At 42.0% G+C, this 18865-nt stretch carries 3 protein-coding genes; all 3 read right to left on the bottom strand.

The window, feature by feature from the left end; all coding sequences use genetic code 11:
• Positions 1–2: 2 nt before the first annotated feature.
• The 3 genes from ACKWBX_RS00315 to ACKWBX_RS00305 all read right to left on the bottom strand — a co-directional run bounded on the left by ACKWBX_RS00315 (position 3) and on the right by ACKWBX_RS00305 (position 18794).
• Positions 3–14015: a T9SS type B sorting domain-containing protein gene (locus tag ACKWBX_RS00315; protein WP_413966644.1), complete on the bottom strand. Its 14013-nt coding sequence runs from the start codon at positions 14013–14015 to the stop codon at positions 3–5.
• Positions 14016–14395: 380 nt separating this feature from the next.
• Positions 14396–16540, bottom strand: coding sequence for a PorP/SprF family type IX secretion system membrane protein (locus ACKWBX_RS00310; protein ID WP_413966643.1), 2145 nt, complete (start codon positions 16538–16540; stop codon positions 14396–14398).
• Positions 16541–16547: 7 nt separating this feature from the next.
• Positions 16548–18794: a T9SS type B sorting domain-containing protein gene (locus ACKWBX_RS00305; protein ID WP_413966642.1), complete on the bottom strand. Its 2247-nt coding sequence runs from the start codon at positions 18792–18794 to the stop codon at positions 16548–16550.
• Between the last annotated feature and the right edge of the window lie 71 nt (positions 18795–18865).

The following is an 18865-nucleotide window of genomic DNA, read 5'->3' as shown; positions in this document are numbered from 1 at the left end:
TTTTATCGATATAATGTAAAGTGACCCACAAATTCTCTTTCGTCTTCCTCTCCATTGAGCTGAATCACATACCAGTAGTCTCCAGTTGGCAATTCTTTGCCATTGTACAAACCATCCCACCCTTGGGAATCATGAGCTAGTTCGGAAACCACTCTACCATAACGATCAAATATTTTAATTAGTATCTCTGGGTACGGTTCTAAATTTCTAGGAACCCAAAAATCATTTTGCCCATCTCCATCCGGTGTGAAAAAGTTTGGCATTTCTACGTCTATGAATTCCATAAAAATATTGGTGATTGCTTCACAACCGTTGGCATCTACAACGCGAATCTCATATGTATCGGTCCTTGTAATAAAAATGGTGTTATCATTGCCGTTCTCCCTTCCATCAAAATAGAAGATATATTCTTCTCTACCACCTTCGGCTATGGCGGTAATTTCGTTTAGATTCCGTTGCTCGGCATATAGTGTCAACGGCTCAAAAGCTTCTATCTCAAATTCAAAAGTTTGAACGCAACCATTGGTATGGGCAATAGTGATGTAATGTATACCAGGTGTTGAGTTCCTGAAATCCGGATTTAGCTGTAGCTCATTGGCAGCCGGATTAAGCGGGTCTGTTACATCCAAACCATATAATATTTCTCCAAGCACCGATGGGTCCTCTAAAGTGATATTAACAAAATTACTTGGTAGATCACTATTACATTCATATACAGGGGTAATCTCGGCGTTCAAATTTACACCTCTTTCTATGTCCACGACTACATTGGTTTCACAACCGTTGGCATCCCTTATAAACACCAAGTAGTTCCCTGCGGCAAGATTTGAAAATTCCGTCCTATCAAGGACAAAATCCGCATCTTCGTTAGAATTCAACGCTGTGCTATATGGAGCTGTTCCTCCTGTAATATCCACTACTATTGTACCGTCCTCGCTATCCAAACAAATTTCTGGTGTAGTTTGTGAGGTTACAGTTATAGCCGTAGGTTCAGTAATTGTATACTCTAAATACTCAAAACAGCCATTTTGATCCTGTGCAATCACTGTATAGATCCCTGGGGCTAAATCTGTGAAAGAATTGATTGTATCAAATTGATTTAGATTAGGCGAAATGGCATATTGGTATCCTCCGGCACCCCCTGAAAGTGTAACGGTTATACTACCATTGTCCAAATCCTGACAGCTCACATTAGACACAGCCTCGGTGTATGTTAATGGAATCGGTTCTTCAATAATGACCTGAACCGGACTTGCCGTACAGTCTCCACTAAATACGTTTACGTAATAAGTGCCTGCCGGTAAATCTCTAAACTCGCCCATAGGGATCGGTCCAACCATTCGGTCCGAAACACTCAAAAGTGCGGGGTCCAGATTATCTAAGTCCGTCAATGGGCCACCATAATCACTGTACAGTTCATATCTATAATTTCCAAGACCTCCTGTGGCTTCGGCATAAATACTAGCCGTACTTTCTCCTGTACAATTGATAAAGGCGGCAGAACTATCTACTTCCAATATCAAGTCCATAATGGGGTCTTCTGTAATGGCATTGGAAAGCACGGCCTCACAGCCATTTATGGCATCCCTTACATAATATTGATACGTTCCTGCCGGAAGTAATACTGCGGTAGTGGGTAAACCTAATGGATTGCTTGTCATTGGCAAGAAGATGATATTATCGGTACTGTACTCATAGGTACCACTACCTCCCGTAGCCGACAGTTCAAATTCTGCTCCGGTCGCACAGGTTAATGGGTCGGTTCTCAGCAATAGTGCTTCTACTTCTACCGCTGGTATAATCTCAACAGTGTTCGTTGTTACATCACAATTCCATCCATCAACAACAGTAACGCTATAAATACCTGCTCCCAAGTCATTAAAGTCTGGACTTGACTGCTGTCCTGTGGCACTTACGATAGTAGTTCCTGTGGCATCGTATGTATTTAAAATATATTCATAGTTGCCACTTCCGCCACCTGTAATATTAGCTGTAACGACCGCTCCAGTGTCTCCGTAACAAGCTAAGTTGGTCACTAAAGGCGTTGCGTCCGCAATAATCGGTGTTGCCGGGTTCAGTACTTCACTATATGGTCGCACACATCCAATATTATCAGTTACCGTAATATCAAAATTTCCTGCGGAAAGACCTTCAAATGAAACAGAGAATACATCCGTAGCCGTATATGCTGGCTGGCCTGTAGTCGTATTAGTCATGATAATATCATATGGAGGATAACCCCCTTCCGGAATAATCTGTATTTCGCCTCTATCATTATCGCACGTTGGTTCGGACAATATTGAGACCGTAGCGTCCAATGGAATACTTGGCGATATGATGGTCACAGTATTCGTATCATCAAAACATCTTGAGCTTGTCACATCTGTTTCGATTATCCTTACATAATAATTACCACCAGGTAATCCGGAAATAGGACGTGGGTTTACACTCGTATCCGTATTTACGAGACTACCAATAGGGTTGTCCGCGCTATCAAATACCTGATAACTATAATTGCCGCTATATCCTCTCACGTCTATCTCCAACTCACCGTTATCATCCCCTAAACATGTCACCGGAGCAGTGGCAACCGCTGTAGCTTCAATCAAATCATATGGCGCTATGGTATATGGTGCGGTATCCACATAACAGCCTGTTGTTTGATTGGTTACTCGGAATGTATAGGTTCCGACTTCGGTCAAATCAAATTCTGCAGATGTGTTCGTGCTAAAAGTCATTGTACCATCCGTGTTTGGAACAGGCAACAGCTCAAAAGTGTACACATCTCCAGGAGTTCCTGTTTCAATTACTGTTATTGTAACCTCTTCCGGATTTGCACAGGATATTGCAACGTCTTGTGCAACTGTGGCGGTAAATGTGTTTATAGGGTCTATTCTTACCGTATCGGTCTGTGGGCAACTATTGCCATCCGTTACGTAAACCGTAATGTTCTGTACGGCTCCAGTGTCTATTATTTCAAAGGTATTAGCCGTTTGGAAATTCACGTTGTCAATACTATACAAGTAGGGTGATGTTCCTGAAAGGGTTCCAGGAGTGGTAGCGCCATCTAAAATAGCAACAGTAATCGTAGCAGTATTTACCGTATTATCTGCCGAGCAGGCAAATGCCGTAGCGGAAGCATCTATCAATAATTGGGTTGGCTCCGCTATAGTTTCATTCTTCGTGTCTTCACAGCCTCTTCCCGAAACTACCCGCACTTGATAATCCCCAGCTGGCAAGCCATCAAACAATGGGCTATTCTGCAGCGGACGGCTATGTGCACCTGCACTTATCCCTATCAATTCATATTGATAAATTGGGTTTACATCCGTTGCCGGATCAAGACTTGCCAAAATGCTACCATCACTTCCTCCAAAACAACTTACATCAACAATCGTAGCGTCCAATAAAGTTGGATTCACGGGAGCATCAAGTGATTGTGTGATTGTTTTCTCACAAACAGGATTGGTAGTATCCAAATCCCTTACCCTAAACGTATATACTCCAGCATCCGGTAAATTTGTAAACATTCCATCTGTTCTGATTTGGTCTGCTATACCAGATACATTTCCAGGATAGAATACACTGAATTCTAGATTTGTAGACCCTCCGTTAACCGTTACCGTAATTGCCCCTTCAGGAGTGGCAGTACAATCCAACTGTTTTTGGACGGATACACCAAGGTTCATTTCTTCATAAAGTTCCCTTGGACCGATCAAGGAAGCTGTAACACAGGACCATTGATCACTGATCATTACTTCATAAATGCCCTCTCCAAGTCCTGAGAATACTGTTCCTTCACCCGATGCGGCAAATATCGTAGAGCCTTGGGATGCTCCAAATGGAGTTCCATTCCTGTACAACTGATAGGTGTAATTGGTTCCTTGGCCTCCCAATACGTTTACCACTGAAATCTCTCCTTCAAGATTTATACAATTTTCTTGATTGATTTGTAAATCGGCCGTTATAGCTGTTGGATTGTTCAGAACAACATCTGTAAGTTGATGTGGACAGCCTTCACTATCAATAATCCATACTTCATATGTTCCAGCTGTTAGGTTATCAAATCTTGGGTTTGTAACATAGTTTGAAGCATCAAATTCGTCTGGAATTGCCGTTGTGCTTACGTAATATTGGTAGCCGCCCCATCCGCCTTCAACATCCACTACTTGGATAATACCATCGTCATTTAAAGGGGTACAGGTAATCTGTGTCACTTCCGTATCTCCGGTAATCGCCATATCAGGCCCTGCAATGCTAAAGTTCTCTTGATTTGTACATTCGGGGAAACCATCCTGCGTAATGACCACATAGTAATCGCCCGCTCCTAAATTTACCACTGGTGTAGGGCCTAGGTTCGCATGGTTCAACACAGCCGTTTGAGCGATATTCGTCACTTGCGTGAACACCTGATAGTTGAACCCGCCCGTGTAGGTCGCGTCTGTAATCGAAAAGGCAACCTCGCCTGTATTCGACCCAAAACAGATTACATTACTTTGGACATCGATCTGGATATCAAAGGTATTTGGTTCTTCAACCCTATGCACAATAGGTATAATACAGCCCGTTGCTACATTTCGCACCTCAAAAGTGTAATTGCCAGGGGCCAGATCTGCAAACGTATTACTTGCCGCAAATGTTCCGCTAGGCAATTGTCTAAATTCATAGTTACCAGGATTTGCCGTTGAATTTGTAATAGAGCTAGTAGCGTCTATGCGAACATCTTCTCCCAAATTGCCGGGAGCAATACATGAAATAGGTTCAACTACGACAATTGTAGCGGATAAGAGCTCGTCAAAAGGAGCTATACTCGTATGAGTGCTTCCACTACAACCATTATCATCAAAAACATCGATTCTGTAATCTCCTCCTAAAATCCCGGTTATAATATAAGTATCATTTGTTCCTGACTGCAGTAAGCTATCATCCGCAAGGTTGCCTACGGTTCCGTTATTGTCATAGAAATCATACCTTACATAGGTGCCGCTGCCGCCGATAGCCCCCGTAATAGTTATGGAAGCATTGTTTTGGTTGTTCCCAGAGGGACATAAATATTCTGCTTGGTTCAGCGTTATTGTATTAATATCCGTAGGTCCTCCTACTGTCTCCGTTCGATTGGCCAGACAGCCCCTACCGGAAAATACTCTTACATTATAGGTGTCTGCAGCTAGTCCTGTGAAAACATTTGAAGTCTGAGGTGTTGCGTTTACCGCTATACCGCCACTATCAAATAATTGGTAGGTATATACAGGGTTGTCCATTGCAGGATCCAAAGTAGCCGTAATAGTACCGTCCGTAGCGCCAAAACAACTTACATCTGTAGATGCGGTCGTAAATACCACTGCCGTTGGTACTTCTAGCGTAAGGTCTATCTGTGCATCACAGCCCGATAATACCTGATCATATACAAATGCCGTATATATACCAGGATTCAACCCTGTGAACGTAGGACTCACTTGAGGAGACCCCGTAACGCTAACTGCTCCTAAAAAGAGTTCGTACCTAAAATTACCTGATCCGCCATAAGCCGTAATCAAGGCCTCTCCATCACTTCCTAAACAAGTAGGTTGTGTGGTAACTTCCGCAGATATTGAAGTGGGCGGGAAAATTTCAACTGAAACTGAATTGCCGCATCCATTAAAATCACGTACTTCAATGGTATAATTTCCTGAGCTTAAACCAGTGAATTGATATGTGTCTCCGGCATTCGTTAAAGTAGACGTTTGGAATCCACCGCCATTTAGGCTTAGATTGAAAGGTTGTATCCCTGCATTGTCCAAAGTAACTTCAATGATAAAGTCTCCTTCTTCCGCACCCATGGCACATTGGTTTGCTACCACTGCCGAAATAACGGGCAAGGGGTCGTCTGCAATACTGATATCCAAATGTGTAGCAGCCGCACAGCCATTGCCATCCAATACATAAACATCCCAATCCGTGTTTACGGAAGCGTCCAGTTCAGCGTACCCAGAGGTATTGGTATAATCTCCCGCTACAGGCGTATCACCATCTTCTACAAAAGCATAGGTATAAGACCCATTACCTCCGCTTGCGATTACTGTTACGTTAGCATCTTCGTTACAGTTGCCATTGTTTTGGTCAACTACGGTCAAGACAACCTGAGTAGGCTCTAAAATCCTAAATTCATATGTATTGGAACAAGAAGGATTTGTTGCTTCAATAAAATAAAGTACGTAGTCTCCAGGAGGGATATTACTAACTGTTTCCAAGACCGTTGGTCCAGGACCATTTGGTCCCGTTGCTGTTCCAGAATACGCAGCCCCTAAAGGTGCGTTGGTCAATCTTTCCCTTATTTCATAATTGATATCTGTTACCGATGCGTCATATGCTTCAAATTGAAATGCTATTGATCCATCAGTATCTCCAAAACAAGTAACATCAGTTATTGTTGGGTCAGCAACCACATCAATTGAAGAGACAGGAGGAACAATAACCTCAATATAACTGGAACAGCCATTAGGCACGCCAGTGTCTATAACTTCAAATATATATGTTTGTCCAGGTGTAAGGCCATCAAAAGTAGCACTTTCTTCATCCGCGCCCGGCCCTGCAACCTCGGTCGTAGGAGTGATAAGCGGGGAAGATCCAAATACTGAAAAATCATAGGTTCCCGATCCTCCACTGGCCAATAGATCTACCGTTGCACCGGTAATACAGCTTACCGCCGGAGTAAACGCATCCACTGATAAATATGGATTAGCGAACACGCGTACCGGGTTTTCATAATACTCACATCCGTTAGCATCAATAATCCTAACATAATAATCTCCAAAATCTAAATTATCAAAGGTTACCGATGTGGCAGATGTTACTATTGGATTTGTAGTAGGCGATGCCACTACATTATTTAGATTATCATATAGGGTATACGTAAAGCCCGGTGTTCCTCCACTGGTAATTGATATGGCAATACTTCCAGGAACGTCTCCCATTGGCCCACAACTTACATCCGTAGGAACTACATTGGCATCAAATAATACAGGGTCCGTAAGCATTACCGTTTCGGTGAACGTACAACTTTTGCTATCCCGTACAATGTATGTGTAATTCCCTGCGGCGAGACCCGGATAAACTCTCTGTGCCGTAAACGATGATCCCTCAAAACTTACTTCGTAAGGAGAGGTTCCAAAAGCAGGGTCAATATTGATTTCTATAATTCCATTACTATCCCCATTACAAGTTGGATTTGTTAATGTGGCAGTAGCTTGCGGATTAACGATTGCCGAAACTTCTATATCATTGGATTCTGCCATACAGCCCTCAGTATCCGTTATTCTGAACCTATATGTTCCAGCAACAGCCGTAACATAAGGCAATGCGCCTGTATACGCGGAATAATTAGTACCGCTATCAGTACTAAGTTCATAGGTAAACGGACCATAACCACCACTTGTTGTTAATGTTAGAATTGCATCTGGGGAAGCCGAGCAGTCCAAGTCTTTAGTTAGAACCAAATTAGCTGTTAACTGCGGTGCTATTGTCAATGGGGTGGTATCCGAACATCCATTGCTGTCCGTTACGGTGAAGGTATAATTTCCAGGAATCAAATCCGTAAATGTATTTGACGTTCTTGTTGGGCCTCCGTTGATACTGTATAAGTACGGTGCTACACCGTCTGCTGCTCCAACAACGACCGTTGCCGCTCCTGGAATTGAAGAAGAATAGCATAGGTCAGAGGTTGGGTCTATACTTGCCGTTGGGTTAGAAGCTGCAATCGTTGTAAATGTATCCGTTGCTGTACAACCGTTGGCATCGGTTACTGTAATGGTGTACACACCTATTTCTGACAGACCTGAAAATGTGCCGCTTGTTTGTGGGCCAAGATTTGGCGCGCCATTAGGCTGCGCGATTTCGTATGTATACCCGCCAATACCACCAGAAGGGGTTATGACGACTGATCCATCCGATATACAAGTAGGTTGTGTAAGGACGTTACTCACGGTCAATACCGTTGGTTCCGTTACTGTTTGGTTCAATGTAACGGTACAGCCCACTACTGGGTTGTCAACATCCCTTACCGTAATCGTATAATTCCCAGCGGCCAGACCATTTATGGTAGTTGGTCCCGTTAGACCTGTTTCGGCCGGTAACGGTGTCGTTGTAAAATTATCAAGACTATACTCAAAACCGCCTACCCCGTAATTATTGGCATCGATTGTAATGGTTCCCGAATTATCTCCGTTACAGTCTAGATTCTCAAACGCTGTAACAGATGCCTCAAACTGATTGCCCGCTTCAACCGTTACTGCAATATCCGTTTCACAATCACTACCATAATCCACCGTTACCGTATATGTCCCAACGGCTATATTGTTGAATACGTTAATGGTCTGTGTGGTAGTGCCACCATCCAAACTATATGTATATGAGGGGTCGTTCGGCAAGATTGTTATATTTCCTGTACCATCACAGTTATAAGAAACCGACTCGCTAAGTGTTGGTGCTACCGGTAATGGTGGTATAATTACATCTGGCAAAGTGATAAAGCAAGTAACCACAGCAGCATCCCTGACACGAATGGTATACGTTCCGTCAGAAAGCCCAGTAAATACCGTTCCTCCCGTTGTAGAAGCCGTCCACGGCGCTCCATTGATACTGTATTGATAATCTCCAGACCCACCATTTGTAGCGGTCAATGCGCCGACACCTACAGAAATCTCACCCAACTGGTTACAAGTATAGGCTAATGTCTGTGCGGCGTCCGCAGTAATCATATCAGGTTGGTCAATCGTTACCGTTGCGGTTTGCGGACAATTGTTCGCGTCCAGAATGCTTATATTATATGTTCCTGCGGCTAGGTTGAAGAAATCGGTTGTTGTCTGATAGTTGCTTCCACCATCAATGCTATATCTGTATGGCGGTTCTCCTCCACTGACTGCCAATGAAATCTCTCCTTCCGTTGCTCCAAAACAAGTGTTGTCCGTAAGCGTTGGTGTAATTACAATAGGTGCATCCTGTGCAATGGTGATTTCATAAACAGCCTCGCAATAATCCGTACCTCCAGCATTATCTCTTACATAAACGTCATAGACACCAATTCCCGATACGGACACAGGGTTTGTAGTGGCAAAGGTTCCCGCTGGGTCACCATCGGGAACTACAGAATACACGTAGTTTCCGTCACCTCCTGCAGCGGTTATTGTTATATCCGTATCGGTTCCACAAACTGTTATTGGGTCGGCACTGGCAATAACGGTCAGTTCAGGATTAATGGTAATGGTTTCTGCACTTGTACAATCATTGCCGTCTCTAACATTGATAGTATGTGTGCCAGGGGCTAGTCCTGAGAATGTATTTGTCGTATCAAAAGGGCCTCCGTTTAAACTATATTCAAAATTTCCATCTCCACCGGATGTTACATTCGCGGTTAATGTAAGTCCGATCACGGCCGTATAACAATTATCATTAGGGACTATTTCTAAAACTGGAGCAACCGCAGCGTTCAATACGAATGAAAAAGGTTCTGTACATCCGTTAGTGTCGGTAACGATTCCATTATAGGTGCCAGATTGCGTTAATCCTGAAAAATTGCCCGAAGTATTTGTTCCGAAAAGGGAAGCATCAGGATTGTTCAAGGCATAGCTATAACCGCCCCAACCTCCGGTAGCGCTTACATTCACACTGCCATCAGTAATACATGTGGGCTGTGTTTCGGTTACCATCAAGGCTAATGCCGCTGTTGGTTGTTGAATAATTACACTTGCCGTATCCGTACAATTGGTAATGTTATCCGTTACCGTAATTTCATAGGTTCCTGCTGTTAGTCCGGTTAAATCAATCGTTCCGCTAGTTTCATTAGTTCCATTAAAACTAGAAGGTCCTGTTACAGAATAGTTGAAGTTTGTTCCAAAACCAGAAACCGTAAATCGTGCCTCGCCATCATTGCCGTTAAAACAAGTAACATTGCTTACTAATTGACCCACGGCACCAATAGGTGTGACTGGGTTTATAGTGAAGGTTTCTTCATAAACACAACCTTTGTTATCCGTTGTCCTGAAATTATAGGTGTCTGGGGCCAAGCCGTCAAAATTTGCAGAATTCCCGGAAATTGAGGTCGCCGAAATCGATGATGGTGCAATGATTTCGAATACGAAAGGTGCGTTGCCGTCCGTGACCGTTACCGTAACGTCCGATATTTGTGTTGGACAGTTAGGAGCGGTTGCCGTAAAGGTTAAATCCGTAGGTGGGTTTAATGGGTCGATTACAATAGCTGGCACGATGTCAAACTCACAATCATTTGCATCTCTCACCGTGATTGTATAGGTGCCGTCTGTCAAATTCTCAAATCGGTTCGCATTTGGTGTAGTGTCAGGAACAAAATTCACTCCATCAATACTATATGAATATGGAGCGGTACCTCCAGTGATATTTTGGGCTTCAATTATTGCTTCTTGTGTACAGGTGTAATCTTGTATTAATGTCGAAGTTGCATTTAAGGCATTTGCGGGGGTAGAAATTGTATAATATTCAAAATAATCACAGTCCGAGCTTCCCTTTCTCTGATTGATAACTATAGCATAATCTCCAGCCCCCAAGTTTGGGAAAAAGCCCGAACCGTTGGTGGCGATCGCATCTGCTACATTGTATAGGTTTTCATCAAATGTAGCGGCATCAAATAAATAATATGTAAGCTGAAAACCATTATCATCTACGAGGTCAAACTGAATAGCTCCGCTTACATCACCAAAACAATTTACATCTGTTATAGCGGTTGCATTAAAGGTTGCGGCAGGCTGAAACTCAATAGTAACCGTATTTGAAAATGCATAACAATTATTCCTATCAAAAACGACAAATGTATATTCACCTGGGTCCAGAATATCGAATATATTTCTTTGTTGAAATTCTGAGGGCGGAATATCATTGGGATCGGCATATGAAGTAATCGTAGTTCCAGAATCGTCTATATAGGACCAAATAGCATAATTATGAGGTGTTGTCCCTCCTGTAGATTCCATCAGGATATTTCCTTCTTTACAAGTGATGTGTTGTGACACTCTAGCAGTTAATTCCAAATCGTTTTCATTTGAAATAGTAACATTTTCGCTATAGGAACAGCCGTCGGCCGTGCTTGCGGATACTATATATTCTCCCGCTGTTAAGCCTGAGAATGTAAAATTATTACTGGTTTCACCAGCAGCGTCATCAACTAGGGTTGGCGTACCAGAAACTATACGCTGTAATTCGTAGTTATAGTCTCCTCGAACGTTAGATACTTGTATGTTTATAGCTCCTTGTTCAGTACACCCTTCATTTGTTGGCGTAACATTGTAGGTAGGCTGCCTGTCCAATATACCAATGACCGGCGTCTCAAAAACACAAGCGTTGGGTATAGGGGTTCCGGAAGCGTCCAATTGCGTGACTTGTACAATATAAGAACCATTTTCTCCTGGATTAAAATCAAAACTAGGCCCATTATTGGCACTGAATGGAATTATAATGGAGTCCGTATCATCATTAACAAGTTGATATCCATAACCTGTTCCCAAATTTGTAATGGTAATATTTCCAGGATTGGTACAAAAGATATCTCGCTCATTGTATTGAATATCCAATGTGTTTTGAAAAACATTAAAGTAGAAACGACTTGTACAACCATTTTGATAGGTCACCGAAAGCCTATATTTACCGGCATTGTTCACAACATAGCTATTTCCGGTACCGACTGAAGTCCAAGAACAGGTCAAATCCTTATTTGCGCAATCATCTCCTGTAGTGTCTGGCGTACTGCAGGAACCCATTAGCTCCCATGTAATTGTCTGCGCATCCGCGATATTTACCTGAAGCTGCTTGGTGTCCCCTATTCCACAAAGGAATAGTTTGGGTAGGTCATCATTATCGATACTACATTGTACAATTTCACCGGTAATATCATTAAAGGGATCCGCATCCGCATTTACATCATTAAAAAATTCAATTATTGGGTTTGGAATGGTTCCAGTGCCATAAGGCACTACCGTAATTACTTCCTGAAAACCAATACATGGGGCAGGAATAATTTTATCTACTATATAAGTGCCCGTTGTAGTCACCACAAAGGTACTAGGGTCATTATCCGGATCACCATCGTCTAATAAGGTATCTCCTGAATCAATTAAACCATCATTGTTTTCATCCCTATACCAGATATAGGAATCAAATCCTGAACCGGCTTGTAGAATCGCTTCGTTTCCGCAAAGTTCTGCGGTTCTATTAAAATCACAATTTTCTAAATCGTCCAATAAAAAGTTGGTAGCACCAGGAACTGTATAACCGCAGGTATCAAAATCAGTAACACTGGGGTCATCTGTAATTACTGCGGGATTATCTATTCCACGATAAGTTGAATAAGCCACGTTTTCTATTGTAGTAGAGCAGGCGTCTACAAAATCAAAACAATTTTCGGCGACTTGCACTGTAAAACGAATGACATAATCAGGTCCGTTTTTTACCACTAAATCATTGGGTATAGTGAAAACTACTTCTCTTGTGGCCGGGTCATAGGTAGGTAGACCTACCCCTGGAGGTAAATCAAAATCACTTGCAATAAAATCAGTTCTGCCATCCGGTGGAGAGACATTAACCGGGAGAACATCCCGTATGGTGTAATTATCCCCGTCATCGTTTCCAACGTTTTGAAAGGTCAACACATAATCCAATATCTGTCCTAAATTTACACCTTGGCCGGTAATGTCTACGCCTCCAGGCGTATTTACCCTTTTTTCCAATACGATATTCGGTTCAATGATTTCTACACTGAATGAATTAAAAAATGGGTAATACTGGTCTCCATCTGTTGAAAATCTAAAAGTAGCCTCCGTTTCATTGTTTGGTATAATAGAATTACCTGGCGTGTTGGCCAGTTCCAAAAGGTCAACATCAAAACCAAGCGTGTTAAAACTAGCCGGATTTCTTGTGGTCGTTATGGCTCCCCTTGAGGAAACGTTACTATTAAAAAAGTTGTTCGCATCATTTGCTGCATCACTGATGGTCACAAATCCCGTACCTCCATTGGCAATACTATTTTGTTCCGCTTGAATTGCTAATCCGTCCCCTACAATTCTAAAATCCCCTTCTAAGGTAGCAGCACCAAGATCTGCATAGACCGGTCCCGAAGGGATTGTGGTAAAGCCTGAATAATCAATATCAATGGAATTAGTGTCATTAACTCGGGCAAAGCCATCAAATGTTGTGATATAACGCCCCGGTAGATTTGGGTTTTCGTAAATTATTACCAAGGCCCAACCACCAGTAGAACCTCCTCCTGGAGTAAGCCCACCTGTAGTTGCTCTAATATTGGCAACGGTATAATCGCCCTCTGGGTTTAAGAGAGGAGTAATCAATGCCGTAACGTCAGCATAACAAGCATAAGGACTATTGGAGCGGATGGAGCTATCGGTACTAGTAAATCCATCATAAAGAACCTCATCTGCCGTAATATCTACATAACTACCTCCGGGAACTTTAAACCTTACCTGATTAAAATCTGTTTGTCTACCATCACCAACAGGAACGGTATTTGATTGATACACCAGGGACCCACTACCGCTATCGTAAGAATAGGATCCATTAGCAGTTGCGCTTGGATAGGTAGCAGACCAATACAAACCTGCATATCTAATGATATTACAGGAGTTGTCCGCAAACGAAAAGGATGCCGTACTTGAGTTGAATGTGCCCTCACTTGGGGCGTCAACATCAATATACTGCATGTTTTTATAGTCATTGTAATTAAAAAAACCACTACTGTCATCATTTGACCACCATCTGCTATTGTCATTTAGCAAATTGTTGTAATCATCATTTGGCCGCTCACCAGCTGTTCCACTATCTCTATTCAAGATACTGTTGCCTATCAACACTAAATCCCCTCTTAGTCGGGTTTCATATCTAAAATTGTTGTATCCGGTGGAGGGACTGCTTCTTGTGAAACTAGTGTATTCCTGAGCAAATCCGATATAAGAGAACATGCCCATTATAAATACAAAAAAGTATATAAACTTATTTTTGTCCATTTTTAGGAAAGGAATCTGTTTGGTGGTATCCGAAAATATAAACATGTTGGTTATCTATATGGTTTGTTTGGTTATCCCTATCACTATCCATGTAAGAAAGTGTTACAACGGAATACTCCAAAAACAAATATTCACCATAAACATGAGGAACTAAATTTAATGTTGTGGTATGGTCGCTTTATGTTGTGAAAGCGCACTTAGATAGAGTCAGATTTCTCGTAAACCCTTTGTTTTCAGTACCGACCGAGTGGTCGGTTATGTTGAGGAATGACCTATTTGAAATAAAAAAACCTGAAAACTAATTCAGGTTTTAAAGCGTTTTATATTTTCAGCATGCAGAAAATCCAAATGAAATCTATGTTTTTTAGTATGATTATCAATTAGGCCAATTGACCGGGATTTACCCTCATGATCCACATCTTATCGTTATAGGCATCGTTCAATTTTGAGTAGTATGAAATCAATGCATTGCTCCAAGATTCATGACGTTTCAAGTATACATACCTATAGTTATTCTCTGGATTAATGAAGTAACTTGCATTTAGCCCATAGGAGTTTAAGAGCTTTACAAAACGATTTGCATTTCTCGGGTTGGCGAACACATTGGCGATAATATAATATCCAGATCCTATACCATTAATTTTGTAAGTCTTTGGTTCCGCCTCATTTGCCGCCATCTTATCTTTCACCACTACATTGGACTGCAATGCGTCCAAATCATATTTAGAAGACCGTTCCTTAATTTTGTTTACGTTTTCGGCATAAGCTTCATTGGTATATCTATTTTCTACGTTCATGATCCATGTAGCATCATTATAGGCACCATTAAAGTTGGACTTGTGAGCGGCTAGCGCCTCCTGCCAAGTGTCATACCGCTTAAGGTAAACATATTTTAACCCATTATTAGGATTGTCTATATAATTTGCATCAATACCATCTTCATTTAATTTATTCAAAAAGTTATCTAAATATTTCCCGCCTTTGTAAACGTTAGCTACCACATAATAACCATCCGTTACATCGGGTAAATCCCTAAATCTTCTACTCTTTACCTTATCTTGAACAGGGTCTTTTTGCGAACCCATACTTTTAATTGCTGGGCTATTTATAGCTACTACAGCATCTCTTTTTTGAGTTACAGGAAGGGCTGACCTATCTTTTTCCGCTAAACTGTTGTTTGTTTTAACAACTCTTTTGGGAACAGTGCTTGCAATAGCGTCTTTATTTATTTTATCCTGACCGGTATTTTCATTATTTTGATAGTCGTTTTTTGTAGTGGTATTTGCCGTAGCAATAGTTGCTGCTGAATTATCCTTGCCCTTAAAAATCTCTTCTGCCCTACGCTCCAAATCAGGTCTTTCGCCTTCTGTTTCATTACGGACCATGCGCATCACCATTTCAAAACGGCGTTCTAAATCCCTTTGCCTGCCGGACTCCAACGAATCCTGGCGGAACATCAATTCCTCTATAATGGCATCGTTCTCTGCCAACTTCCGTTTAAGCTCGGCTATCTCTTCGTTCGTGGCAATGTTTTCGGGAACAAATTCATTCTCTACTAAATCATCTGCATCGTCTTCCAGCATTACCCTATCTTCCGTAAGATTAGGTGTAAAAGAATACGCTACCGATATTTCGTGGGTTACCCCAAAATCGGCAAAATTGTTGGAGAGTCCTTTTTCCATGGTATATCCTAGCGAAATTCTTCTATTCAGATTAAAGCCGATACCCGCCGCAGCACCGTAAAAAGTATCATAACCCCCTTGAAGCCATCCAAGTTTTGGCAAATCCAATATTAAACTTCCGCCCAGGGCAAGGTCGTCTTGTTCCCCGTTCATCCTAACGCGAGCCAATGGCATAATACGGCCTTCTTCAAAAATACCCGATTGGTTTTTAAACTGATGGGTATATTGCAAATGGCCAGAAAATGTCTTATCGCCAAATTCCGTCAAGGATTCGCTGGTCTTTAAATTATAATCGAAAAGATTTTCTGCAAAAACACCGATATCAAATTTCCCATAGGATAGATTGAATCCAGGCTGAAACAATATCAAGTTCTGATCTTGAAAACCGTTTAACAGAGGATCATCTTCTACCGTTACGGTTCGGTTACGGTCAATTCCACTATTATAATACGAAATATTGGCCCCAAAGGTGAAGTTGCTCTTATCATTCAACTTTAAACCATATGCGTAATTTGCCAAGACACCAAAGTTGCTCAACGCCCCTTCTCTCTGATTGTAGACACTAAGCCCCAAACCTGTCCTGTCGCTTATACGCCCACTGTAACTCAAAAAATAGTTTTGGATGTTGTTCTCTAATTGTACCGATTGGTTTCTATGTAGAAGATTAATATAAGACTTATCTTCCCTTACCGTTGAAAAGGTAGGGTTTATCAAAAACCGATTATACTTTAATAGGTTCTGAGCAGGCACTTCATAGTCCACATATGGATTCTCCTCTTGGGCATTCCCCTTAAGTCCTATAAGTACGAGCAATAATAAGTAAAAGACACTCTTCTTTAACATGTTGATTTTAGCGTATTACTGTGATGGTACCCTGTTTAAGTACCTCACTGGCATCCCTTATCTTATAATAGAATACCATATTTTGTCTAGTGAAAGCCGTAGATGACTGCGGCCAATTGTTTTTATAATCAAATTCGTTCAATACTTCCTCTCCTTGCTCATTGTAAATAATAACGTTTACATCGGCTTTATTAGAGAAAGAATTGGGAATAATCCATTGGTCATTAATACCATCTCCATTTACTGTTATTACATTGGGAACTTGAAAAGAGTCCAAATAAGTTACGGAAACTTGTTTGACCACTTCGCAATTATCAACCCTTGCAACAAGGGTATATGTACCTTCCTCGGTTATGGTCACACTATCCGTGTTGCTCATTTCCTCATTGTTAGCATTCATCCAACTGTAAGCCGTTCCTCCTTGTGCCCTGACCGTAAGGGAAGTCCCTTCGGGAATTACCACCTCTTCCTCTACATTTAAAGTAATCGAGTCTTCATCAAAAGGAACAATGGTAATCTCGTTTGAGATCAACGAACATCCGTTTTTATCTAAGACCAATCGGTATGTTCCTGTTGCATTCACATCCAAGGATTGACCCGTTGTGCCTACCGGAACACCATCTCGCTGCCATTCAAAACTTTCCGCGGACAAATCCTTATCCGTAGTAATGGTTACGATATCGCTTGCACTGCAATAGGTGGTGCTGTTACTTTCTATAAGGACTGTTTCACTGGTCAAAAGCTTGACGGATAACACATTCGAGTCTTCGTTGTAGCTATCCAAAATTGCATTGACTTTGTATTCACCGTTTTCTGCATCAGAGGCCAGACTTATAATTTTGTTCGTTTCGCCCGAGACGGTTGCTCCGTCCTTCTCCCACTGATATGAAAAAGTGTCCGCTAAATCTGTAGTTACATCTGTTTTAGTTCCATCCGAAGCAACTGCATTGATTGTGGTCACCTCTAAAACCGTGCTCGTAGATTCACATGATGTATAGGTATCTTGGTAACCCGCAATGATTTCGAACGATGCTGGGGCAACTGCTCGGGTAACTTCCGAATTCTTGCTGCTTAAACCGCATGTACCCCCTGTTTGCGTTACTTCCGCGTAGTAATCTCCAGCTTGTGTAATCTCTAGAGTGGCATTCGTCTCACCCGAAATTTCAGCTCCGTCCTTGAACCATTTATAAGTTGGGGCATTTGCTGTAGTGCTAATGCTTAAAGTCTGCGTTTGTGAAGGTAATACTACAATGTTTTCTGGATTGTCCCTAGTTACGGTATACACTTCTGCATTTGTTATCGTAATCGGAGCGGATCTTTCTGTACAGATGCTATTTCCGGATATCTCTACAGCATATTCACCTTCAAAACCAACGTTGGCACCATTAACGTTAAAAGAGCTGGCAACAGCTCCCGGTATAGGATTTCCATCCTTGTACCATCTGTAGTTCCAAGTTGCATCCGTACGGTCAATGGAAAGCGTTTCGGTGTCTGTCCTACACAATGCGGTACGAGTAGGATTTGCAACCGCAATACCTTCTCCCGCAGTACCAATGGTTACGTCCACAATGTTGGAATCCGTATTTCCAGATCCGGTACAAACTGGGCCGTAATCTACGAAAGCGTTGTACATGCCACTTTGCGTCACATTCAACGTGTGGCCTGTTTCACCGGTCAAAAGCGTGCCGCTTCTATACCAAATATACTGATAGGTCTCTGGGTTAGTGATATTGTCCACTTGGAGTGTAATAGGGTCTGGACTACAAACACTTCCTGGTGGTACCCCGTCTCCTGCCTGACTTATGTTCAGGTTGGTAGTAACATCCAAATAATACATGTTGTACGCGTCTGATGCGCTCCCCGTCTTAACGGGATCGGTACTTCTCACCCTCATTTTATAACCCTGTCCCCTAGTTGTTTCGGGTATGGCAAAAGAAATATCAAAATCTGTAGTCGTATTTTTATCCGTAATCGTTTTCAATATGGACGGGCTACCAAAATTACCTTGTGCATCCGACAGTTCTAAAATAAATTCGTTGCCCGCGTTTACGGTTCCTGCCCATGATATATTAACAAAATATTCATTGAACCCACCGTTCCCGGCACAAATGGCGTTCCATGGAGAATTACCCGAAAGGTTAGGATTGTCCGCTGGTTCTGGCGCGTTGATAACAATGGCCTGCGCTTGCGATTGCAAGAGGCAGAACAGCACAAATACGGCACTAAAAACGTAATTTTTGTAGTTTGTTTTCATAAGTCAAAGTAGATTTGGGGGCCACTACTATGGGTTGAATGCCGTGTTCATTTTCACATAAACCTAGTATT

This window comes from Maribacter algae, from assembly GCF_047345745.1.
Classification (GTDB): Bacteria; Bacteroidota; Bacteroidia; order Flavobacteriales; family Flavobacteriaceae; genus Maribacter.
Note: the sequence above shows the minus strand (reverse complement) of the source record. Positions and strands in the feature narration are given on the sequence as shown.